We start from the raw sequence: 22,814 nt of genomic DNA on the forward strand, positions 1-22,814 counted from the left end.
TTCGGAATCGGACCTCCGGGCGCCTGTCGTGCGGCTGTTCGGCAATGCGTACCTAGGATTCCGGGATACCCATGGGGCATTTGAGGTTGTCGGCGAGGCGCTCCCCCCACACGCATCATGCGAATGAACCTCGCCCGGAGGGGACTTGCATGACTGACGAAGCGTCGGCTTCGGACCAGGAGCGGCACACCGTGCCCTCCACCCGCACCACCCGGACGGCCCGGCTGGCCGCAGCCGCGCTGGCGCCGTGCCTGCTCGCGGCGGGCGTGCTGGCAGGAACGGTGGCGGGCACCGGCACCGCGGTGGCCGGCGACCGGCCGGGGGACACCGGAGGGGCCGCCGCCACGCTCGGCAGGCTCACCGTCCACGACGGGGTGACCGTCCGCGACGCGGGCGAGGAGTGGAAGGCCGAGGCCGGACTCTTCGAGATGTCCGTCACCGGCGGCGGCGCCCTGCAGAGCTACAGCATCGATCTGCGCACCCCGGCCCGTGAGGGGACCTCGTACAAGGAAGTCGGCTGGGAGCAGTCCTCGCTGCACAGCAACAAGAACGCCGGGAAGCTCCGCTGGATCCTGGAGAACTCCTACCCCCAGGTCAACGACCTCGCCGCGCTCGCCGAGAAGGCCGGGGCGAAGACGCTCGACGACACGGCCGCGGCCGCCGGCACCCAGGCCGCTATCTGGCGCCTGTCCGACGACGTGGACGCCCGTCCGGACGACCCCGACGCGCAGAAGCTCGCCGCGTACCTACTGCGGACCGCGAAGAGCACTCCGCAGCCCCCCGCCTCCCTCACGCTCGACCCGCCGGCCGTCGCGGGCCGGGCCGGCGAGCGGATCGGCCCGGTCACCGTCCGCACCCGGGCCGACCGGGCCACCGTCAACCTGGCGGTGGGCGCCCCGCCCGGGGCCGCGATCGTCGACAAGCACGGCAAGGCCGTCGAGGGTGTCGTCGGGGGGTCCGAGCTGTACTTCCGGATACCGGCCGACGCCCCGGGCGGTACGGCCAGGCTGACCGTCCAGGCCGACGCCCCGGTGCCGATCGGCCGCACCTTCGTCAGCGACTCCCACAGCCAGACCCAGATCCTGGCCGGCGCCAGCACCTCCACGGTGACCGCCGACGCCACCGTCACCTGGGCCGCGCAGAAGGCGGAGGGCGCCGTCCCGGCGCTCTCCGCGAAGAAGAACTGCGCCAAGAGCGGCATCGGCATCACCGCCGACAACGCCGGCGACGCCCCGTTCACCTTCGAACTGCTCGGCTTCCGGCACACCATCCCCGCGAGGACCTCGCGGACGGTGACCATCCCGCTGCAGGAGGACCAGGCGTACGACCTCACGGTCTCGGGGCCCGACGGCCTGACGAAGAACTTCAAGGGCGTACTGGACTGCGAGACGGCGGGCACCGCCGCGATCGGCACCGCCGACGCCCCCGCCAACCGGCCCACCCCGGCCACCGGCGGCAGCCCGGACCCGGTCGCCGCGGGCGAGAACCTCGCCGCGACCGGCGCCTCCCCGGCGACCCCGAAGATCGCCTACGTCGCGTTCGGGATGATCGTGCTCGGCGCGGGCGCGGTGGTCCTGCTCCGCAAGAAGAAGCCCGTCCCGCACGACGGCTGACCGGGCGCGGCAAGGGGTGCGCGGGCGCGCACCCCTTGCTCCGCCGGGTATCCGGTTTCCGCCCGGGGTGTGCAGTCAGGCAAGATGGGGTGTATCTGCCCACCACTCGATCTGCCGGACGGTTTCTCTTGGCTGAGTTCATCTACACCATGCGCAAGGCGCGTAAAGCGCACGGCGACAAGGTGATTCTCGACGACGTCTTCCTGAACTTCATGCCCGGCGCGAAGATCGGTGTGGTCGGGCCGAACGGCGCGGGCAAGTCCACCGTTCTCAAGATCATGGCCGGGATCGAGCAGCCGTCCAACGGTGACGCGTTCCTGTCGCCGGGTTACAGCGTCGGCATCCTCATGCAGGAGCCGAAGCTCGACGAGTCGAAGACCGTCCTGGAGAACGTGCAGGACGGCGCCGCCGAACAAATGGGCAAGCTCAAGCGCTTCAACGAGGTCGCCGAGCTCATGGCGACCGACTACAGCGACGCGCTCATGGAGGAGATGGGCAAGCTCCAGGAGGACCTGGACCACTCCAACGCCTGGGACCTCGACGCCCAGCTGGAGCAGGCCATGGACGCCCTGGGCTGCCCGCCCGGCGACTGGCCGGTCACCAACCTCTCCGGTGGCGAGAAGCGCCGGGTGGCGCTGTGCAAGCTGCTGATCGAGGCCCCGGACCTGCTCCTCCTCGACGAGCCCACCAACCACCTGGACGCCGAGTCGGTGAACTGGCTGGAGCAGCACCTCGCGAAGTACCCGGGCGCCGTCGTGGCCGTGACCCACGACCGGTACTTCCTGAACAACGTCGCCGAGTGGATCCTGGAACTCGACCGCGGCCGGGCCATCCCGTACGAGGGCAACTACTCCACGTACCTGGAGAAGAAGCAGACCCGCCTCAAGGTCGAGGGCAAGAAGGACGAGAAGCGCGCCAAGCGCCTCAAGGAAGAGCTGGAGTGGGTGCGGTCCAACGCCAAGGGGCGTCAGACCAAGTCCAAGGCCCGTCTCGCCCGGTACGAGGAGATGGCGGCCGAGGCCGACAAGATGCGGAAGCTGGACTTCGAGGAGATCCAGATCCCGCCGGGCCCGCGTCTGGGCTCCATCGTGGTCGAGGTCGAGAACCTGTCGAAGGCCTTCGGCGACAAGGTCCTCATCGACGACCTGTCGTTCACGCTGCCGCGCAACGGCATCGTGGGCGTCATCGGCCCGAACGGCGCCGGCAAGACCACCCTGTTCAAGATGATCCAGGGCCTGGAGACGCCGGACAGCGGTTCGATCAAGGTCGGCGACACGGTCAAGATCTCCTACGTCGACCAGAGCCGCGCCAACATCGACCCGAAGAAGACCCTCTGGGCCGTCGTCTCGGACGAGCTGGACTACATCAACGTCGGCCAGGTCGAGATGCCCTCACGCGCGTACGTCAGCGCGTTCGGCTTCAAGGGCCCGGACCAGCAGAAGCCGGCCGGGGTCCTCTCCGGCGGTGAGCGCAACCGCCTCAACCTCGCGCTGACCCTCAAGGAGGGCGGCAACCTGCTCCTCCTCGACGAACCGACCAACGACCTCGACGTCGAGACCCTGTCGTCGCTGGAGAACGCGCTGCTGGAGTTCCCGGGCGCGGCCGTGGTCATCTCCCACGACCGCTGGTTCCTGGACCGGGTGGCCACGCACATCCTCGCGTACGAGGGCGAGTCCCGCTGGTACTGGTTCGAGGGCAACTTCGAGTCGTACGAGAAGAACAAGATCGAGCGGCTCGGAGCGGACGCGGCCCGTCCGCACCGCGCCACCTACAAGAAGCTCACGCGAGGCTGACAGCTGTGGCTCGGCACATCTACTCCTGCCCCCTGCGCTGGTCGGACATGGACGCCTTCGGGCACGTCAACAACGTCGTCTTCCTGCGGTACCTGGAAGAGGCGCGGATCGACTTCATGTTCCGGCTGGCGCCGGGGGAGGGCAGCGAGTCCTTCACGGGCGGGTCCGTCGTGGCCCGGCACGAGATCGACTACGTGCGGCCCCTCGTCCACCGGCACGAGCCGGTCAGGATCGAGTCGTGGGTGACGAAGATAGGCGCGGCGTCCCTGACGATCGCGTACGAGATCAAGGACCCCGAGCAGGTGTACGTACGGGCGTCCACGGTGGTGGTCCCGTTCAACCTGGCGGAGGGACGGCCCCGGCGGATCACCGCCGAGGAGAAGTCCTTCCTGCGGGAGTACCTGGACGACGACGCGCCGCAGGGCGACAGGCCGCGCGGCGGCAAGACGGAGGCTGTCGCGGCATGACGGTGCAGGCGGGGGCCCGGACCCTGGAACTCGACGGCGCGGGGGAGGCGGCGGACCTCGCCGCCTTCCTCGGCCGGCTGCTCCACTACGACCGGGCCGCCGCCGTCCGCCTCCAGGCGCAGGGCGGTGCGCTCGCCGTCTTCGGGCGGCCCCCGTCCTTCGACGTGCTGGCGGTGCGCACCGCACGCCTCGCGCGGCCCGCCGAACTCGACGCGACCGTCTCCGCCGGTGAACTCCTCGAAGCGATCGACGCGTCGACGGGTGCCGTACAGGTGCCGCGCGCCGTCACCGGGCCGCCGTGGGCCGGACTGCTGCCGCCGCGCGGCGGCTGGCGCCAGGTGACCGACGGGGTGCCCGACGCCGCGGCCCTGCGCGGTGTCGTGGCGGCCGCCGTCGCCGAATTCCGGGCGCGTGACGAGGAGTTGGCGCCCGAGGGGCGGACCCGGGAGGCCCGGGACCGGATCGGCCGGGACATCTGGTCGCGGACACTGGGCACCACCGAACTCCCGCTGCGCGCCGTGCACGCCGCGCAGTCGCTGGGCTTCGTGCGGCCGGGCGTACCGGTCGCGCTGTTCTCCGCGGGGGGCTGGCTGCGGCTCCGTACCCCCTACGGGTCGGTGTCGGTACGCAGGACGGCGGGCGGACTGGGTGCGCTGACCGTCGCACCGGCCTGACCGAGGGGCCCGCGTGCGCAATGCCGCGCGGGCCGGCGCCGGTTACGGCTGGTCGTCCGGCCACACCCCGATGTGGTCCTGTTCCAGTTCCAGCACGACGCGGTGCCGCATGCCCAGGGACTCCGTGTACTCGGCGGGCAGTTGCAGGCGGCCGGCCCGGTCCAGCATCGCGTACTCGCGGGCGACCACCGACTCCTGGCCGGTCTCCGCGTCGACCTCGGTGCGCCGCAGGACCTCCGTGGAGGTGCGGCCGTCGCGGATGGCGACCGTACGGCGGACCTCGGAGGCGACCGACTGGTCGTGCGTGACGATGACGATCGTGGTGCCCAGCTCCTCGTTGGCGCGCCGGAAAGCGCCGAAGATCTGGTCGGCGGTCGCGGAGTCCAGCTCGCCCGTCGGCTCGTCGGCGAGGAGTACCGAGGGCTGGTTGGCGAGGGCCACCGCGATCGCCACCCGCTGCTGCTGGCCGCCCGAGATCTGTGCGGGGCGCCGGTCGCGGCAGTCGGCGACGCCCATCATGGCGAGCAGTTCGTCGACCCGCGCCGTGCGCGCGGCGTTCTTGCCACGCCCCGTCAACTGCATCGGCAGCGCCACGTTCTGAGCGGACGTCAGGTACGGGAGGAGGTTGCGGGCGGTCTGCTGCCAGATGAAGCCGACGACGCTGCGCCGGTAGTGCAGCCGCTCCTTGGCGCCCATCGTCAGCAGGTCGCAGCCCGCCACCCGCGCGGCACCGGCGGTCGGGGTGTCCAGCCCCGCCAGGATGTTCATGAGCGTCGACTTGCCGCTGCCCGACGCGCCCACCAGGGCCATCAGGTCGCCGTCCTGGACGAGGAGGTCGAGGCCCTGGAGTGCCTGCACCTCCACCCCGTCCGTGCTGAAGACGCGCACCAGCCGGTCGCAGGTGATCAGCGCGTCGTGGCCGTAGCCGGGCCGCTCGCGCCGCGACGTCGCCCGGCGCTCCAGCTCCGCGAGGGTCGTGGTGGTGTCGGTCATCGCGTGTCTCCCGCTCTGAGTTCGGTCGTCGTCGTACGTCGCGTGGTCCACCACGCCTGGCCCGCCGCCACTCCCACCGCGACACCCACCACCGCGAGCGCCGGCACGAACAGCGACCACGCGTCCGGGCGCAGCGCGACGGGCACGGTGATCCCCGCCTGCGCCCGCGCGGCCAGTGCCAGGGTGTCCAGGTCGATGTCGGGAGCGAGCAGCCGGATCGCCGCCCAGCTCACCAGCACCCCGCCGCACGCCGCCAGCAACGCCTGCGGCAGCGACTCGAAGACCAGCAGCCCGCGCCCGCTGCCGCGGCTCAGCCCCATCGTGCGCAGCCTGGCCAGCAGCGCGCGGCGCTCCGGCGCGGCCTGGAGCAGCGACAGCAGCACCGCCAGGACGGCGTAGCCAGCCCCGGCCGCGACCGCCGACACGTACACCCCTCCGGCGCCCTGCTGGAGCGGCCCGTCGGCGTACGCGGCGATCCTCTCCGTCCGCACGTGAACCGGCACGGCCGGGCCGGCCGCGCTGCGCAGCGCCGTCGGGTCCAGTCCCTCCCCGGTGACCATGAGGGCGGTCGGACGGTGCCCCGGCAGCGCCGCACTGCTCACCATGAGGAACTCGGTGTCGCGCAGCGCCGGGGTGGACGGCACGACCTGGGCCGTACGCGCGGTGAAGCTCCCCCCGAGGAGATGGCTGCGCAGTTCCACGTCCGTGCCCCGGCCCAGCCGTTGCGCGGCCTTAGGCGAGGCGAGGACGGGGAACGCCCGCCCCTCGCCTCCCCCGTCCAGCGCGGCGGCGTCGAACGCGCCGATGCCGGTACGGGCCGCCAGCCGCGCGTACGACGCCGGGTCGACCGCCAGCAGGGTCACGTCGTCCCCGCCGTCGGGCATCGACACCCAGGGGTCGATGCCGACCGGGCTGACCTCGCGCACCCCGGCGGCCGCGCGCACCGCCGCGAGGGACCGCGCGTCGAAGCTCTTCCCGGGCCCCTTCTGCAGCCGGGCGTCCGCGCCCACCTCGTCGGTGGCCGCCCGCTGCCGGGAGTCGGCCACGCCGGCCAGTACGGAACCGCCGAACGCGGCCGTGGTCAGAGCGATCAGCAGGGCCAGCAGCGGCAGCATCGCCGTGGCCGGGGCCCGGCCCGCACGGGCCGCCGAGAGGAAGCCGACCGCCCCCCGGCGCAGCGCCAGCGGGCGCGACACCAGCCGCAGCGGCAGCGGATACAGCCGTACGAGCAGCAGCGAGGCGACCACGCCGACCAGTACCGGCGCGGCACTGACCAACTGGTCCGTCCCGGCGTCGGTGCCGCGCCTGCGCAGCGCGACCACCGCGCCCAGCGTCAGCACCACGACGGTGAGTTCGGCGACCGTGCGTCTGCGGGACGGCCTCGCGCGGACGGTGTCGGTGCGGTCGCTGTGCGCGCTCGGCCGCAGATGGGCGACGGCCGCCCGTACCGGCAGACCCGTGCAGGCCACCAGCGCGACGGCCGCGGCGGCCAGCACCGACGCCGTGGTCCGGGCGCCGGGCAGCAGCAGGTACGCGGCCAGCCAGCCGGCCGCGGCGGCCGGGACCGCGACCACCGCCAGCTCGGCGCACAACCGGCCCGCCATGCCCCACAGGGACCCGCCCCGGGCCCGCAGCAGAGCCAGCTCGGCGGCCCGGCGGGCCCCGGCCAGCGCCCCGGCCATCAGGAGCACCACCCCGGCGACCGCCCCGACGCCGAACGCGGCGACGGCGACGACCGGATCGATCGCGGCACGGGCGCCCCGATAGGCGTCGACGAGGCCCTCGAAGTCGGAGGCGACCGTCAGCGTCTCCCCGATCTCCTCGCGCAGCGCCACCAGCCCGTGCCCGCTCTCCAGGGCCGCCACCGCGGACGTCAGCCGCGGCACGTCGGGTGCGGTGAGCCCGCCGGTGCCGGGCGCCAGGTCCCAGAACTGCTCGGGAGCCGCGGTCAGCCCGGTGAGCGCGGGGCCCGCCTCGGGAGGCAGCATCAGGGTGCCCACCCAGTGCGACACGTCTCCGGTCTTGTCGGCGACCAGTTCCGGAGTGTGCAGGGTCGTGTCGATGCTCCAGTACGGGGACTTCGGGGCGAGGGGTTCGACGATCCCCGTCACCCGCACCTCCGCCTTGCCGCCCAGCGGCAGCGCGTCGAGATGCACCACCGAGCCGGCCTTGATGCGCATCGTCTCCGCGGTCGCGGAGGTGACCGTGGCCTCCAGCGCGACGACTTCGGGGGGACCGGGCGGGTCTCCCGCGGGAGCGCGCGGAGCGAGGGTGTGAACGGGTGCGCGGCCGGCGACGAGCCGGGAGTGCCGGGGCAGCTCCGAGCGCGTCGTGAGCAGGAACTGCGGACCCCTCGGACTGACCCGGGGCAGCCACTTGTCCGTCGCGTCCGACCGCTGGGGCAGGCGCACCCCGTACGCGGAGGACGCGCTGTCCACCCGCAGCGGGCGCTCCGGGATCCGCAGCGCCGCCTGGAAGCGGTCCTTCATCGTCCCGGGCGCGAGGGCGCTCTCACGTGCCTCCGGCGAGTGGTCCAGGTTCGCCTCCGCCGCCATGAGGCGCAGGTTGCGCTGCGAAGCGGGCGAGGAGGCGATCTGATGGCGGAGCCCGGCGTCCTGGTAGCGGTCCAGCGCCCGCGGGAACGCGGCGGCGAGGAACGCGGTGACGAGAACCAGTACGGCCAGGGCCACCGCGGCACCGGGAGCGGCACGCAGCCGGGTGCGGACCCAGGGGGCGACAGCGCGGGTGTTCATCAGTTGCCGCCTCCGTGGACGCGCAGGGTGGTGGCCGGGTCGCCGCGGCGCAGCGCGAGCACCAGGACGACCAGCAGGGGTACGGCGACGACACCGGCCAGCAGCAGCGCGACCTGACCGGCGGGCAGCTGCACCAGCACGCCCGGCAGCGGCTGGGCGGCCTGCCCGGTCAGCACGATCAGCGGGACGACCGCCCGGGTCAGCACCGCGCCGAGGGCGAGCCCCACCACCAGTGCGATGCCGATCAGCAGGGACTGCTCCACGGCGATCAGCCGGGCCAGCTGCCGCGGCGGCGCGCCGAGCGCCTTGAGCACCGCGAACTCCGCGGTCCGCTCCCGCAGGGAGCCCGCCGCGCCCACCGCGAAGCCGACGGCCGCGAGCAGCGCGGCCACCACGGCCACCGCCAGGAGGGCCGACTGCGGGCCGGCGCCGAGCGGGTCGTCGTACAGCTCCCGCACGGTCTCGTCCCGCACGACGACCTGTTCGGGGTCGACGTCGGGGCGGCCGCGCAGCGCGGACGCCACCTCGGCCGTCTTCCCCGGGGCGGTGGCCAGCCACCACTCGTCGGGCGGCAGCGCGGGCGCGCCCAGCCGGGACAGCTCCTGATTGACGGCACGCAGGTCGAGCAGGAGGCCGCCGCCGTCCGGCGTGACGTCGTCGCCGGCTGCGGCGGCCGAGGTGGCGGGGCCGGTGGTGGGCAGGTGCCGCAGGCCGCCGACGATGCGGAAGGACAGCGGGACACCGTTGAGGTCCAGGTCGAGTTCGGTGCCGATCTCCGCGGACGAGGACGCGAGGAAGGCGTCGGTCGCGTAGGCGGACACGGCGAGCGGTCTGGCGCCGACGGAGGTCAGGCGCACGGAGGTGGTGGCTTCCGCGCCGTACCTGTATTCGTGGTCCGCCGGGTAGGGGCTCGCTCCGGTCGCGTACCGGACCCGAAGCAGGGCGCCGGCCCCCGAACCCGGCGAGAGGTCGGTGCGGGCTCCGTCCTGGCCCACGTGTTCCTTCAGCAGGTCCACCGCGTGGCCGTTCCAGCGCAGGGCCTTCGGCGCCGGTGCCGCACTTCCGTCCGCGCCGCGCACCGCGTGCAGGGTCAGCTCGTGCAGCTCCTGCCGTGCGTAAGGCTGCGGGACGGTCGCCTCGACGCCGGTGAGGTACAGCGGGCGGGCCGGGCGGCCCACCGCCCGGGTGACGTCGACGGTGAGGCGGGCGGTCCGCCCGTCGGCGCTGAGGTTCCCGGCGGGCAGCCGGTGGGTCAGGCCGTACCGGTCCTCCACGGACACCACCAGCGTCGGCCGCACCCGCGAGACCGCGCCGTCGTCCGTGCGCAGTGAGGCGTCCAGCAGGAAGATGTCGCCGTCGGGCAGGGGGATCCCGGGGCGGTCCTTGTCGGGAACGCGCATGCCCGCGGTGCGCCGGACGAGGTCCCGGTCGCCGTCGATCAGATCGCCGCGCAGCATCAGGTTCTCGGACGCGTGCGCGGTGTCCAGGGCGAGCATCGTCGCCGTCCGGTTGCCCGACAGCGGCACCGGGCGGCGGGCGGCCGGCGCGGCCGACGTCACCCCGGGCAGGGCGGCGTACGGAACCTCCTGACCGGAACCGGCGGACGAGGCGGCGCCGGAGACACGGATCGAGGCGCCGGAGCGGAAGTCGGCCTGGTCCTCCTGGGAACGGTCCCACGAGGCGCCCTGCCCGATCGCCAGCATGCCCATGGCGACGGCCAGCACCAGCAGCAGCACCGGTCCCGACCCGCGCATCGGCCGACGGCTCAGCTGCCAGCCCGCGAGCGCGGCGGGCAGCCCGCGCCCCCGGGCGGCGCGTTTCTCCGCGAGCCGCGCCAGCGGCGGCAGCAGCCGCAGCGTCAGCACGGTGCCCGCGAGCAGCGCGAGCGCCGGGGCGGCGACGAGCAGCGGGTCCACCCCGAGGTCACCGCCGGGGTTGCCGCTCAACGGCCCGCTGCCCGAGGTCTGCCGGTCCAGCTGCCAGTACGCGACGGCCGCGACCAGCAGCAGCGCCAGGTCCGCGCCCGCCTTCAGCGGCGCGGGCACCGAACGGCCCCGGGAACCGCGGCCCGAGGTGATCGCCGGCACGACGACGGCCGCGGCACAGCCGAGCCCGACGCCCAGACCGACCAGCCAGACCGACACCGCACCCAGGACGCCGCCGGCGTCCAGCGTCAGCCCGATCCGGCCGAGCGCGCCCTGTCCGGACAGCAGCCGGGTCAGCGGGCCGGCGAGCAGCGGTGCGACGAGGATGGCGGGCAGGGCCAGCAGTGCGGCCTCGACGGCGGCCAGCCCCACGACGCGCCGCCGGGAGCCGCCGCGGGCCATCAGCAATTCGGTCTCGCCCGCCCGCTCGGTGCTCAGCAGGCGTGCCACCAGCAACAGGGCGTATCCGGCGAGCAGGATCAGCTGGAGCGAGACGATCAACAGCGTGGACCGGGACACCAGCAGCGACCGCTCGGCCTGGTCGAGCACCTGGGGGAGCCCGTGGGAGACGGAGGCCGAGTTCTGCAGCGGAGGGGTCTTGGTGAGGCGGTCGGCGCCCGCGACGGCCGCTGCGCGCAGCGCGTCGATGCGTCCGGTGTGCACGCCCGAGAAGTCGGCGGTGACCAGCCAGGAGACACTGCCCGCCGAGACCGCCGAGGAACGCAGCAGGCCCGGATCGACGAGCAGCGGCCCGTACGTGGTGAAGCTGCCCACGCGGATGCCGCGGCCGTTCAGGTCCTCCAGCTTCCAGTACGGGTCGGCGAGGCGCCTGGGCTCGTACAGGCCGGTGATCCTGACCTTGCGGGCCGGGCCGGAGAGACGGTCGGTGAGGGTGAGGACCGTGGGGCCAGGGGTGACCCGGAGCTGTTCGGCAGCGTTGTCGGGAAGCGCGACCTCGATGACCTCACCGGGGTTCTTCGGCGCGGGTTTCGGCCAGACGCCGGCGGTCAGCCGCACCTGGGCCCGGTCCAGCCCGGCGAACAGGGTCAGGTCGGGCTCGCCCTCGGGGGACGCGCCGGGCCGCAGGGACCGGGGCAGGGCGTAGCTCCCCGACTGGTCCAGCTGGGAGATGCGGGTCGGCAGCCCGTCGAAGGTGCGGCGGGCGGCCTCCCGTACGACCTCGTCCGCCTCGGCGCGCTGCGTTCCGGGGACGTTGCTGCTGGAGATGGCGAGCGCGACGGCCGACGCGTCGCGGGTGCCCAGTGCACGCTGGAGGCCCGCATCCCCGATCGAGTTGGAGAACGCCGCGAGCGCCGCCAGGACGGATGTCGTCAGCAGGACCGCCAGGAGGGCGGCCGTGAGCAGCAGCCGGTGCGCCCGTACCCGCAGAAAGACAAATCCGGTCACCCGTCCCCCAACTGCAAGAAAGTTCTTGCCAGATGCTGTCAGACGCGCAGGTGGGGGGTCACCGATTCCCTGCCGGAATTGGCTCAGTTGTGACCGAAGTCCGTGAGTGGATCACCGAATTCCGGTTGATGCCGACCCGAGATGTCGCAACTTGCCGCAGAAAAGCGTGAGGTGGCCGTTACGGAGCCGGGGGTTCATCCCTCGGCGTTGACCATCGACGCGGCGGCGTACGTCATGTAGTTCCACAACTGCCGCTCGTGCTCGCCGTCCAGGCCCAGCTCGTCGACGGCGACCCGCATGTGCGTCAGCCACGCGTCGTGCGCCGCCCGGTCGACCTTGAAGGGGGCGTGCCGCATCCGCAGCCGCGGATGGCCGCGCTCGTCGCTGTAGGTGCGCGGGCCGCCCCAGTACTGCATCAGGAACAGCGTGAAGCGCTCCTCGGCCGGGCCGAGATCCTCCTCCGGATACATCGGCCGCAGCAGCGGGTCCTCGGCGACGCCCTGGTAGAAGCGGTGCACCAGGCGCCGGAAGGTCGCCTCCCCGCCCACCTGCTCGTAGAAGGTCTGCTCCTGAAGCGTTCCCCGCGGAATCTCGTTCACCTTTCCATCGTCTCAGACGGCACGGACCAGGACCCGGGGCCTAGGACCGGCCCGCCGCCGGACCTGCCGGGGGCCCTCGCCAAGGGGCCGGTGCGCGCGTCACAGTGGCCCTATGGGTGCACACGCGGAGCACGTCGGACCGGCGGAGCCGGTGGAGCAGTACGCCGGTGAGCGGGCGGAACTGGTGCGCGAGATCGCCGAGGCGGGGGCACTCAAGGACCCGGCCTGGCGCGCGGCGTTCCTTGAGGTGCCGCGCCACCTGTTCGTGCCGTACTGGTTCCGGCACGGACCCGGCGGCTACGAGCGGCTCTGGGGCGAGGACCCCGACCCGCGACGCCGGGAGCGCTGGCTGAAGGGCGTCTACGCGGACACGGCCCTCGCCACGCGCGTACGGGACGGCCTGCTGCTGTCCTCCAGCAGCCAGCCCTCGCTGATGGCCAGGATGCTCGACGAACTGGAGGTACGGGACGGCCACCGGGTCCTGGAGATCGGCGCGGGAACGGGCTGGAACGCGGCCCTTCTCGCACACCGGGTGGGGGAGGAGCGGGTCACCACGGTGGACCTCGACCCCGAGATCGCGGAGACGGCACGCATCCACCTGGGGCGGGCCGGCTTCCGCCCGACGGTGGTGGTCGGGGACGGGGCGCGCGGCTGTCCCGGACGCGGCCCGTACGACCGGATCATCGCGACCTGCACGGTGCCGTCGGTGCCGCGGGAGTGGTTGCGGCAGTGCAGCCCCGGGGCGCGGATCCTGGCCCCCCTGTCGACCGGTCTGATCGCCCTGCGGGTGCGCGACGCGGGGTACGCGGAGGGGCGCTTCCTGCCCACGCCCGCGTACTTCGTGCCGCTGCGGGGCGGGACGGCGGCGCCGGTGCCGCGCTACACGGGCGGGCTGCCCCGGTCCGCCCTGGAGAACGACCTCTTCCGGTTCCTGCTGACGCTGAGCGCGAGCAGCCTCGACCCCCACGAGGCGCTGGCGCTGTGGCACCTGGAGGGCCGGCCGCGCCGGGAGAGGTTCGGGGTGACCGTGAGCGGGGAGGGGCAGTGGGCGTGGCTGGATGAGGCGGCGGGGCCCTATGCGTGGCCCTTGGACGGGCGGTAGGGCGGAGGCGTGTACGGGAGGGGTGCGCGGGGGGCGTTCGGGAGGGTGTACGTGGGGGTGGCGGGGCGTGGGGTGGGGGGTGCATCGTCCGGTGGGGGCCGCCCCCCTGCCCGCCCGTTCCGCCCCCGGGGGGCGGCCCCGCCGCCCAAGGGGCTACCGGGGTGGGTGGGTGCGTGCGGCCCCGCCGCGCACGGGGCTACCGGGGTGGGGGCCGTGCGGCCCCACCCCGGCACGGGGGCGGCGGGGGCAGCGGCGGGGAGGGGGTGAGGTCAGGCGCGGTGGAGGGTGATGGTGGTCCAGGCGCCTACGTGGACCCGGTCGCCGTCCTGCAGCGGCACCGGCACGTACGGCTGGATCGGGTCCTCGCCGCCGTTGATCGTCGTGCCGTTCGTCGAGTTCTGGTCGACGACCGCCCACGTCCCGTCCGGCTGCTGCACCAGTACCGCGTGCTGGTGCGAGACGCCCGGGTCCTCCGGCGGAACGGCCAGGTCCACGTCCGGGGACTCCCCGGTCGAGTGCCGTCGCCGTCCGATGGTGATCTGGTTGCCGGTGAGCTGGAGCTGCTGCTCGGGCGAGTACGCGGGCAGGTTCAGCCCGCCCGCCTCCGGGCCGCTGCGCTGCATCATCGCCATGAAGTAGTCGCGGTCGGGCGCGACCGTCGCGGTCCACTGACCGCCACCGCCCTGCTGCTGGCCGTAATCCGGCTGGTAACCGCCCTGCTGCGGGTTCCCCTGCTGCTGGTAGCCGCCCTGCCCGCCCTGCTGCGAGGGAGGCGGCAGCATCCAGTCGTCCTCACCGCCGCCGGCATGGCCCTGCTGCTGGTAGCCCTGCGGGAACTGGCCGCCGCCCTGCTGCTGCGAGAACGGTTCGGCCGGCCGGTTCATCTGCGAGGGGCGCGACGCCTGGTACTCGTACGGGTCGTGCGGCTGACCCTGGCCCTGCTGCGGGTAGCCCTGCGGCGGGGCGTACGTCGCCTGGTGGGTGAGGAAGTTCCACCGGCACTCCTCGCAGAAGGGTGCCAGTGCCTCGCGCGGAGTGCGGCACTGCGGGCAGAGCTCCGCCTGCGCGGTGGCGTCCGGGTTGTATCCGCCGTGGCCGCCCTGGTCGGGCTGGGGCGGATAGCCGTACGCGGGCGGCGGAGGCGGCGGCACGGCGCCGGCCATGCGATGGCCGCAGACCTCGCACCAGTCGTCGGAACCCGACTGGTGTCCGTTCGGGCAGGTCGGCATGTCGGCGCTTCCCCCTCTCCTCGTCCGGCCCGCAGGCCGTACACGGTTCTTGCTCGTACGCGATCGTCAACGGTTCCGTGAACGATTACTTCTTCACGCGGACGGTCTTCGTGGAGCGCGTTTCGAGAGTCATCTCGTCCGCTTCCGCGACCTTCGCCTTCAGCCGCACAGTACCGGTCGCCTCGTCGACGACGTCCACCACCTTCGCAAGCAGTTTCGCAGTATCCGCGTTTCCGGAGGCGGCCGCGAGCTGTACGGCCCGTCCCAGTTTGGACGTCGCGCCGTCGAAATCGCCCGACTTCCGCGCATCCAGGCCCTGTTGGATTGCTTGTGCAAGTTCCGCCTGGCCCGTGTAGTGGGCGACCTGCGGATTGATCGAGGTGGAGGCGGCCATGTCATCGGTCCAGACCGCCCGTACCAGCCCCTGGGACAGCGTCTGCGGGGTGCCGCCCGCCGTGTCGGGGAGGATCAGCGAAACCCGCGCGGCCAGCATTTCCTGGCCCACGCCCGCCTCCGGCACGGTGACGCACACGTGGTAGTCGCGGGACTCGTCGCCCCAGGACCCGGTCGGGTAGTCACCGGCACGGGGGCCCGCCCCGGTGCGCCGGGAGGTCAGTTCCTCGACCGTGGGGGCGACCTGCTTGACGAATTTGATCTCGACGCCGACGGGCGTCCACAGCCGCAGATTCACATCCGCGACCTCCTTGCCCATCGCGTTCTCCATCATCCGCGTGAAGTCCGCGGCGAGGGAGGCCGGGTCCGCGACGATGTCGGCCGTACCGAGCAGGGCGGAGGCGATGCCCGTGACCTCCTTCACTTCCCAGTCCGTACCGACACCGCGGGCATCGCACGTGAAGCGGCCCGCGCACGCTTCGAGGGCCGCGGCCAGGTCCTGCGGCGACTCGTGCTCGTTGCGGCCGTCCGTCAGCAGGATGCCGTGCCGGATGGGGGCCTCGGAACCGGCGAGGAGGCGGTCGGCCAGTTTCAGCCAGGTTCCGATGGCGGTGCCGCCGCCCGCGGTGAGCGCGCGCAGCGCGTTCCTGGCCTGGGCGCGGGTCCCGTCGTCCGCCGTGGCGAGCCTGCCCTGACCCGGATAGACCTCCTTGGCGAGGTGCGTGCCCGCGACGACCGCGAAGGCCACCCCGTCGCGCAGCGCGTCGATGGCGGCGGCGGTCGCCTCCCGGGCGCCGCGCATCTTGGTCGGCGGGTAGTCCATCGACCCCGAACAGTCGACCATGATCACCACAGCGGCCGTCGGCACCTCCGGAGCGGCGCCGGGTATGTACGAAGGCGACGCGGACACCCCCGCCAGGGGTATCCCGCCGGTCGTCCCGCCGCCGGTCGACGTGACCGTGACGATCGCGTTGACCTCCCGGCCGCCCTCCGGCAGGAACTCGTTCTGGTACACGTCGACGGAGAACTGTGGCACGTTCGACTTGGAGAAATTGGCCATCGGATTCGGCTCCTAGCGAGTCCTGCGGTTCTGGCGAAGCATGTCCTGACATGGAGCTGCGGGGTACGAACGCGAACTAGGCGGATCCTGCCCCTTGCGGGAGCACCGGGAACGGCAGCACCGCCACTGTTACGTTGTCGTGGCCCCCGCCGTCGAGCGCGTGCCCCACCAGCACCTGAGCACTGTGCAGCGGGCGCTGCGCCGCGTCGGGCGGAATGACGTGCGCCATCTCCTGCGCGGCCTCCGCGTAGTTCCACAGCCCGTCCGTGCACACCACCACCACACCGGGCCGGTCGGGCTTGAAGGACGCCGTGTGCGGGTCGATCTCGTACGCGTCCGCGCCCAGCCACCCGGTGATCGCGTGCGCCCGGTCGTCGGCGTACGCCTCGGCCTCGCCCATCAGCCCCGCGGCGACCATCTGCGCCGCCCACGAGTCGTCCTCGGTGAGGCGGGCGGGCGGCGCGGAACGGTCGTCGGGCACCCAGTAGACGCGGCTGTCGCCGATCCACCCGACGACCAGCAGACCACCCGCGACGATCGAGGAGACCAGCGTGCAGGCCGGAGCGTTCTGGTGGCGGTGCGGGTCGTGCTCCATGGCCTGCGCGGTCTCGTCGGCGGCGAGCGCGTTGACCGCCTCGGCGGCGGCCAGGATCGCCTCGTGCAGCGCCTGCTGAGGGTGCGTTCCGCGCGGCAGCGACTCCCGCAGCAGGCTGTCCGCGACGCTCGCGGCGGCGGCCGACGCCTCGTCTGGACGGGTCGCGGACGACACCCCGTCACAGACCACGGCGATCGTCGCGGTCGTGCCGTCGGGCAGCCGGGCCTCGGAGATCGCGAACGAGTCCTCGTTGCGGTGGTGCCGCAGACCCCGGTCGCTGACCGCTGCGACCGTCGCCAACTCGCTTTCCTGATGGTCGCGTTCGCGGGGCTGGGCGTGCCCGCAGTTCTCGCAGTACCCGTCGGTGTCGATGCGGCCCGCCCGGCAGGCCACGCAGACCTTGGGCGCGACGGCCTCCGCGGCGGGCGCCGGGGCGGCAGCCGGGGCGCCGGGGGCGGCGAGCGGGTAGTCGTCCGCGGCGGGCCGCCGGACGATCGGCATGTCGGCGGTGTCCTCACCACCGTCGTCCCCGCCGTCGCGGCGGGCCCGGTGGTCACCGTCGGCGCCGAAGCCGGGCGCGGACACGTCGGGGGCCGGCCCGTCCCCGGACGGGTCACTGGACCCGCCGTGCGAGCCGTCGTGCGAGGACCGGCCCTGCGACGGGTCGTGCGACGGACTCGGCGGCCCGTCGGGGGAGTGCCCGTTCAGCGGTGGGGCCGCGGGCTGCCCGGCGGGCGGAAAGGTCCCGACGGCGACCGTCGGACGGTCGGGCGGCGGCTGAGGCACGGCCGTCAGGTCGTACCCGCACACCTCACAGAACGAGTCGCCCGATTCCAGCGGCTCCTCGCAGCCGGGGCAGGCCGACAGCTGGTGCGTCTGCGACATCATCACACCCAAGTCCGGGGGCGGAGACGGTTGGCCCGCTCCACCAGTTCGATCCTCTCGTCGCCGCGCTGCGCGAGCCGTGCCAGCACCCGGTACGAGCGTTCCAGGCCCAGGCGCAGGCCCCGCTCGTCGAGCTGACAGCCGAGCAGCGCGGTCTGCACGGGGCGGGCCCCGTGCCCACCGGAGAGTACCCAGTCCAGGGCTGTGCCCAGCACCTCGGTGGCCAGCTGTTCCCGGCGCACGGCGTCCAGACCGAAGCCCGCGAGGGCCTCCACCTGCGCCGCGGACGCCAGTAGATCGTCCATCAGCGGCTCCTCGGCGGCGCGCCGCCGCAGCCTCGCCCGTACGGCGGCGACCCGTGCCGCCGTGTAGTGGATCGACGCCTCCGGAACCGACTCCAGCGTCCGTACGGCGCCCGCCCTGTCCCCGGCCGCCAGCTGCACGCGCGCGAGGCCGAAAGCGGCACTCACGTAACTGGGATCGGTCGTCCACACCAAGTGGTAGTACTCGGCCGCGTTGTCGAGCTGACCGAGCACCTCCGCGCACACCGCGAGCGCCAGCTTGGGCGCCGCCTCTCCCGGGAACGCGTCGTAGATCGCGTCGAAGGACAGCGCGGCCGTCTCGTTGTCCCCGGCCGCCAGCGAGGCGACGCCCCGGTACCAGACCACCCGCCAGTCGTCCGGATACCCGGCCTCCAGTTCCGCCAACGACTCCGCCGCGGTGGGCATTTCACCCATCTCCAGGCGGGCCCGCAGCTCACGGAGCCGCCGCTCCACGGAATCGGAGGGCGCGGACCGCAACGCGGAGATCAGTTCGGTGGGGGCGGACGCCATCAGGCCCGCGAGGAACCCCGCGTTCGGGTCGTTCGGATCGACGCGCGGCACGGGCAGCGCGAGGGAGGTGGTTTTGGCCTCCAGGGGTCTGAGGTACGTGGTGGCGTTCTCCGGGACCACGGACGGCGGCGTACCGGTGGTGCCCACCACCCCGACCGGACCGACGGCGCCGACGGGCCCCGCCGCCCCGTGCGCCCCGGGAGCGACCGGAGGCATGCCCGCGGGTGCGGGCGGGGCGCCCGGGATGGGGGGCGTCCGGTGGGCTCCCCGCGCCGGGGCGTACGCGACGGCTGTCGCGCCCTGACCGGCGCCCGGCTGAAGCGCGCCCTGCGACGGGTACGCGGGGGCGCCCGGGGCAGGTGCGTGCACGGGCTGTCCGGGGGCGGACACGGGGGACTGGGCCTGAGCGGGAATCCGGGGGCCCGCCCCGCTCCTGCGCCGCTCCCTGCGGGACGCGGGCAGCGACCGTATCCCCAGCTGCGAGACCGATCCCGTCAGCTCGGCGAAGAGACCCGTGTCGGTGACCCTCAGCTCCGGCCCGAACAGCGTCGACAGCGACGGCCTCGGCCGCCCCGTCTGGAGCGCCACGACCTCCCGCAGCACCCCCGTCAGCTGGTCCGCCATCTCCGGCGCGGACGCGAACCGGCGGGCCGGGTCGGGATCGGTGGCCCGGACCAGAAGGCGGTAGAAGGACTCGTACTTGTGGAAGACCGGAATGTTGTCCGGGTCCGGCAGGGAATCCACGAAGACGTTCGTGTACCCCTGGAAGTCGAAGGTGAGGACGGCCAGCGTGCGCGCCACCGTGTACAGGTCGGAGGCGACCGAGGGGCCGGCCTCCGCCACCTCGGGGGCCTGGTAGCCGACCGTGCCGTAGATCGCCGACTCGTCGTCGTCCATGCGGCGGACCGCACCCATGTCGATCAGCTTCAGCTGGTCCTGCTGCTGGATCGCGTTGTCGACCTTGAAGTCGCAGTACAGAAGGTTCCTGCTGTGCAGGTGACCGAGGGCCTCCAGGGCCTCGATGCCGTACGCGCAGGCCTGCTCCACCGGCAGCGGGTCGCGCTTGCCGCCGGAGTCCCGGCGCTCGTTGGCGATCTCCTTGAGCGACTTGCCGCCCACGTACTCCATGACGATGTAGCCGTCCATGGAGCCGGTGCGGGTGTCCAGGTGCTCGACGAAGTTGTAGATCCGGACAATGTTGGAGTGTTCGATCTCGGCGAGGAAGCGCCGCTCGGAGATCGCGGCGGCCATCGCGTCCTGGTCGCCGGTGTCCAGGAGGCCCTTGAGGACCACCCAGCGGTCGGAGACCGCCTTGTCGACGGCGAGATAGACCCAGCCGAGACCACCGTGCGCCAGACAGCCCACCACCTCGTACTGGCCGTGCACCACGTCGCCCCGGCTCAGCTTCGGCACGAAGGAGTACGGGTTGCCGCACTTCGTGCAGAAGCCCTCCGTACGCCCCGTCTTGGTCCCGCGGGAGCGGCCCACCGGCGCCCCGCACTCGGAGCGCGAACAGAACCGCTTGCGCTCCGGCACCTCCGGGTTCGCCATGACCGCCGTACGCGGATCGGGGCGCGGCACCTCGGGCACGGCGACCAGACCCGCACCGAGCCGGTTGCGTCCGGAAGCGGCCGTCGACTTGCCGGAGGACCGCACCGACACCGAACGCGACGCCGTCGACCCGGACAGCGCACGCGACAGCCGCCCCGACACGGAACGCCGGGAGGTCGCCGAGCGCGAGGAACGGGACGCCTGCGAGGACGCGCGTGAACTGCTCTGCACGGAGCTGCTGCGCGAGCCGCCGGAGCCCCTCGCGGAGGCCTGCCCGCCACCCGTGACACCGGTCGCGGGCGCGACGATCAGACCGTTCGGCGACACCACGGGCGCGAGCCCGCACGTGTCGCAGTACATCTCCCCGCCGCCCATGTCCTCGTAGGAGCCCCCACAACCGGGGCGCTGACAGGCCGTGCTCATGAATTACCCCCGTAGGTGCGGTCGCTGGGTGGGGCGCCGGACGGACGTGCGTTCAGGACCTCCCGGGCCAACTCCTGGTAGCGCAGCACCGCCTGCTCGGCGACGCGCAGGTCGCACGGGGCGCTCCACAGCATCCGGCGGGCCGCGTCGTACCGCTCGACGAGCTGCGGGTCCTCGGCCAGGCCGTGCCGGGCCACCTTCGCCTTGTACGCGTCCAGCCTGCCCCGCAGCTCGGCGCGCACCGCCAGCGGCGCGGTGACGGCGGTCAGCGACTCCCTGGCCCGCATCAGTTCGTCCTCGGCGTCCCGCTCCAGCGACTCCAGCAGCGGGGACAGCCGGTGCCAGCGGGCGTGCCGGCGATGCTCGGCCGCCGCGGCCAGAAGCTCCTGCAGGGCCGTTGGCGGCCCGCTCACCGCGGGCACCTCGGACGCGGCGATCTTCGCGAGGACCTCGCCGCGCGCGGACCGCGCCTCGGTCAGCGTGCGGTCCGCCCGCGAGAGGACGTCACGCAGCCTCACCAGGCGCTGCTCGGCGTCCTGGCGCACCGTGAGCACCGCGTCGATCTCGCGCCGCACGTCCTCCAGCGCGCGCGCCGCCCGGTCGTAGCGGTCCGTGTCGGGACGGCCGCCGCCGGGAGCCGAACTGCCCGGCGCGGCACGCCAGAAGGCCAGCGGGTCCGACACCACCTGCTCGCGCAGCGTCGCCAGCTCGTGCGTGATCGACTCCAGGTCGTCGCCCGCCGGGTGCTCGCCCGGACGCACACCGACGGAGTGCGCGAGGGAACGGGTGCGGTGCAGCTCCGCGGCCAGAAGGTCTATCCGGGCGGGCAGCGCCGACCACACCGCGTCCGCCGTCACCACCATGTCGAGCGAGGACGCGTACAACTCGTTCATCCGGGCCACCAGCTCGGCGAGCGAGAAGTGCTCTGAGAGCTTCGCGGGGCCGGTGATCGAGGACGGGGCCCCGTGCGCGTGCGCCCCGCCGGACACGGTGACGCCCCTGCCCCGGAGGATCTCGGTCAGCTCCACCAGGTCCTCCCGGCTGGGCCACCGCCGCCGCGCCCGTACCTCCCGGGCCGTGTGCAGCGCCGCGGTGTACGCGTCGAAGTACGTCCACAGCAGGGCGATGGACTGCTCGGCGGACGCCCACCGGTCCTTGGTGACACCGGTCAGCGCCGCCCCCTCCAGGAGACGCCGTCCCGCGTGGTCCTGGAGGGCGAGCAGCGACGACTCGACCGCCTCGTGCTCGGCGCCGAGCCGCGCCAGCGCGCGGTCCGCCTGGTCCCGGTCGAGAACCGGACCAGGGGGGCTCCCCGCCGAGCCGGGGGAGGATCCCGCGACGCCCATCGATCACCTCTCCGCTTCTGCCGTCGACTGCTGTCGTCCTGTGGGTGGGTGCTGCCTGTGTGGTGCGCGGTGCGCGGCGTTGCGCGCAGGGGCGGTCGGGGGTCAGTCGCGGAACTTCGGCGCCGGTGGGCCCGTGAGGTCCGGGAGGTCCTCCTCCAGCCAGCGGCTGTACGAGGTCATCCACGGGCTCCGGGGGCCGCCCTGGCTGTACGCGGCGAGGACCTTGTTGATCCGCCGCACCAGGTCGTCGTTGCCCAGCTTGGTCGCCACCCCGTAGTACTCCGTCGTGAACGGCTTGCCCTTCACCTGGATCGCCGGGTCCTGCGCCGCCTGGCCCGCCGCGAGCGCGTTGTCCGTGACGATCGCGTCCACCTGGCCGAGCTGCAGCCGCACCAGGCAGTCCAGCTGATTGGCCACCGTGAACTCCGGCTTGTCGAAGACCGCGCCGAACGACTCCTCCTTCAGCGCCTCGTTGGCGGTGGAGCCCTTCGCGGTGCAGACCCGCCGGCCCCTGAGGGTGTCGTCGTACCCCTTGATCGGCGAGTCCACCGGGGCCAGCACCTGCTGTCCCGCCTGGAAGTACGCGTGCGAGAAAGCGACGTCCTTGATGCGGGAGCAGTTCACCGTCATGGTCCGCGCCACGATGTCGACCAGACCGCTCTTCAGCGCGGGTATGCGCTGACTGGTCGGTATCGCGCGGTAGACGACCTTGTTCTCGTCGCCGAGTATCTCCTTGGCGATGGCCTTCACCAGATCGATGTCGAAGCCTTCGAGGGTGCCGGTGGCGGGATTGCGGTACCCCCAGCGGAAGCTGTTCTGGTCCACGCCCGCGACGAGCTTGCCCCGCTTCTTGATCTCCGCGACCGACGGACCGTCCGCACCGGACGGCCGCAGGCTCGCCTCCGGGTTCTCGCACTCCTCCGCCTTGCCGGACAGTCCGGCCAGGGTGCCGCTGCCCGGCGCGGACACGGTGTCCGCGCGGTAGCCGTCGGTGTCGGGCAACGGCAGTACCGCCACGCCCGCCGTCAGCGCACAGGCGGCGGCCAGCGCCACCACCCCCGACCGCCAGCCGCCCCGCAGGGTGCGGGCCGATCCGGTCGCGGGAGCCCCACGGGTCCGCCCCGTACCGGACGTGCCCGTCCAGGTCTTCCTCATCGCGCTCCCTCCGGACGA

Annotated in this window: 15 protein-coding genes; 5 read left to right on the top strand and 10 right to left on the bottom strand. The window is 73.3% G+C overall.

What is annotated here, in order from left to right; genetic code table 11:
- The first annotated feature begins 149 nt into the window (after positions 1-149).
- The 4 genes from HNQ79_RS17620 to HNQ79_RS17635 all read left to right on the top strand — a co-directional run bounded on the left by HNQ79_RS17620 (position 150) and on the right by HNQ79_RS17635 (position 4,547).
- On the top strand, positions 150-1,613 hold the full coding sequence (locus HNQ79_RS17620) for a Cys-Gln thioester bond-forming surface protein (protein WP_185032068.1): 1,464 nt from the start codon (positions 150-152) through the stop codon (positions 1,611-1,613).
- 128 nt (positions 1,614-1,741) lie between these two features.
- Positions 1,742-3,406: an energy-dependent translational throttle protein EttA gene (gene ettA / locus HNQ79_RS17625; RefSeq protein WP_185032070.1), complete on the top strand. Its 1,665-nt coding sequence runs from the start codon at positions 1,742-1,744 to the stop codon at positions 3,404-3,406.
- A gap of 5 nt (positions 3,407-3,411) precedes the next feature.
- Positions 3,412-3,873, top strand: coding sequence for an acyl-CoA thioesterase (locus tag HNQ79_RS17630; protein WP_185032072.1), 462 nt, complete (start codon positions 3,412-3,414; stop codon positions 3,871-3,873).
- A complete protein-coding gene (locus HNQ79_RS17635; protein ID WP_185032074.1) occupies positions 3,870-4,547 on the top strand; it encodes a DUF8010 domain-containing protein in 678 nt (225 codons plus the stop codon). Before HNQ79_RS17630 ends, HNQ79_RS17635 begins: the two co-directional genes overlap by 4 nt.
- Before the next feature lie 42 nt (positions 4,548-4,589).
- Here the strand turns inward: HNQ79_RS17635 and HNQ79_RS17640 are convergent, their stop codons facing one another.
- From HNQ79_RS17640 to HNQ79_RS17655, 4 genes are all read right to left on the bottom strand, one after another.
- The gene (locus HNQ79_RS17640; protein ID WP_185032076.1) at positions 4,590-5,540 is read right to left on the bottom strand and encodes an ABC transporter ATP-binding protein; all 951 of its coding nucleotides are present in this window, start codon (positions 5,538-5,540) and stop codon (positions 4,590-4,592) included.
- Positions 5,537-8,293: an FtsX-like permease family protein gene (locus HNQ79_RS17645; RefSeq protein WP_185032078.1), complete on the bottom strand. Its 2,757-nt coding sequence runs from the start codon at positions 8,291-8,293 to the stop codon at positions 5,537-5,539. Before HNQ79_RS17645 ends, HNQ79_RS17640 begins: the two co-directional genes overlap by 4 nt.
- Entirely contained in the window at positions 8,293-11,625 is a 3,333-nt protein-coding gene (locus HNQ79_RS17650) for an FtsX-like permease family protein (protein ID WP_185032080.1), read from the bottom strand. Before HNQ79_RS17650 ends, HNQ79_RS17645 begins: the two co-directional genes overlap by 1 nt.
- Before the next feature lie 194 nt (positions 11,626-11,819).
- Positions 11,820-12,224 (bottom strand): globin, encoded by a 405-nt coding sequence (locus HNQ79_RS17655; RefSeq protein ID WP_185032082.1) that lies wholly within the window; start codon positions 12,222-12,224, stop codon positions 11,820-11,822.
- A 112-nt stretch (positions 12,225-12,336) separates the two neighbouring features.
- On the opposite strand from HNQ79_RS17655, the gene HNQ79_RS17660 reads away from it, so the two are divergent.
- The gene (locus HNQ79_RS17660) at positions 12,337-13,326 is read left to right on the top strand and encodes a methyltransferase domain-containing protein (RefSeq protein WP_185032084.1); all 990 of its coding nucleotides are present in this window, start codon (positions 12,337-12,339) and stop codon (positions 13,324-13,326) included.
- A gap of 269 nt (positions 13,327-13,595) precedes the next feature.
- On the opposite strand, the gene HNQ79_RS17665 is transcribed toward HNQ79_RS17660, so the two are convergent.
- The 6 genes from HNQ79_RS17665 to HNQ79_RS17690 all read right to left on the bottom strand — a co-directional run bounded on the left by HNQ79_RS17665 (position 13,596) and on the right by HNQ79_RS17690 (position 22,796).
- A complete protein-coding gene (locus HNQ79_RS17665; protein ID WP_185032086.1) occupies positions 13,596-14,555 on the bottom strand; it encodes an FHA domain-containing protein in 960 nt (319 codons plus the stop codon).
- Between the two features lie 85 nt (positions 14,556-14,640).
- Positions 14,641-16,008, bottom strand: a complete 1,368-nt coding sequence (locus HNQ79_RS17670; RefSeq protein WP_185032088.1) for a vWA domain-containing protein — start codon at positions 16,006-16,008, stop codon at positions 14,641-14,643.
- A 76-nt stretch (positions 16,009-16,084) separates the two neighbouring features.
- Entirely contained in the window at positions 16,085-17,488 is a 1,404-nt protein-coding gene (locus tag HNQ79_RS17675; RefSeq protein ID WP_185032170.1) for a PP2C family protein-serine/threonine phosphatase, read from the bottom strand.
- A 2-nt stretch (positions 17,489-17,490) separates the two neighbouring features.
- Positions 17,491-20,295: a serine/threonine-protein kinase gene (locus tag HNQ79_RS17680; protein ID WP_185032090.1), complete on the bottom strand. Its 2,805-nt coding sequence runs from the start codon at positions 20,293-20,295 to the stop codon at positions 17,491-17,493.
- Positions 20,292-21,641, bottom strand: a complete 1,350-nt coding sequence (locus HNQ79_RS17685) for a coiled-coil domain-containing protein (protein WP_185032092.1) — start codon at positions 21,639-21,641, stop codon at positions 20,292-20,294. Before HNQ79_RS17685 ends, HNQ79_RS17680 begins: the two co-directional genes overlap by 4 nt.
- Before the next feature lie 102 nt (positions 21,642-21,743).
- Complete coding sequence (locus tag HNQ79_RS17690) at positions 21,744-22,796, bottom strand: glutamate ABC transporter substrate-binding protein (protein ID WP_185032094.1); 1,053 nt, start codon at positions 22,794-22,796, stop codon at positions 21,744-21,746.
- Between the last annotated feature and the right edge of the window lie 18 nt (positions 22,797-22,814).

The sequence above is a fragment of the Streptomyces candidus genome (genome assembly GCF_014207445.1).
In the GTDB taxonomy this organism is placed as follows: Bacteria; Actinomycetota; Actinomycetes; order Streptomycetales; family Streptomycetaceae; genus Streptomyces; species Streptomyces candidus.

Excerpts from the sequence above, each read along its gene's own strand:
- HNQ79_RS17635 (WP_185032074.1), top strand. The coding sequence starts at position 3,870 with ATGACGGTGCAGGCGGGGGCCCGGACCCTGGAACTCGACGGCGCGGGG.
- HNQ79_RS17660 (WP_185032084.1), top strand. The coding sequence starts at position 12,337 with ATGGGTGCACACGCGGAGCACGTCGGACCGGCGGAGCCGGTGGAGCAG.
- HNQ79_RS17680 (WP_185032090.1), bottom strand. The coding sequence starts at position 20,295 with ATGAGCACGGCCTGTCAGCGCCCCGGTTGTGGGGGCTCCTACGAGGAC.
- HNQ79_RS17670 (WP_185032088.1), bottom strand. The coding sequence starts at position 16,008 with ATGGCCAATTTCTCCAAGTCGAACGTGCCACAGTTCTCCGTCGACGTG.
- HNQ79_RS17685 (WP_185032092.1), bottom strand. The coding sequence starts at position 21,641 with ATGGGCGTCGCGGGATCCTCCCCCGGCTCGGCGGGGAGCCCCCCTGGT.
- HNQ79_RS17675 (WP_185032170.1), bottom strand. The coding sequence starts at position 17,488 with ATGTCGCAGACGCACCAGCTGTCGGCCTGCCCCGGCTGCGAGGAGCCG.
- HNQ79_RS17640 (WP_185032076.1), bottom strand. The coding sequence starts at position 5,540 with ATGACCGACACCACCACGACCCTCGCGGAGCTGGAGCGCCGGGCGACG.
- HNQ79_RS17645 (WP_185032078.1), bottom strand. The coding sequence starts at position 8,293 with ATGAACACCCGCGCTGTCGCCCCCTGGGTCCGCACCCGGCTGCGTGCC.
- HNQ79_RS17665 (WP_185032086.1), bottom strand. The coding sequence starts at position 14,555 with ATGCCGACCTGCCCGAACGGACACCAGTCGGGTTCCGACGACTGGTGC.
- HNQ79_RS17620 (WP_185032068.1), top strand. The coding sequence starts at position 150 with ATGACTGACGAAGCGTCGGCTTCGGACCAGGAGCGGCACACCGTGCCC.
- HNQ79_RS17690 (WP_185032094.1), bottom strand. The coding sequence starts at position 22,796 with ATGAGGAAGACCTGGACGGGCACGTCCGGTACGGGGCGGACCCGTGGG.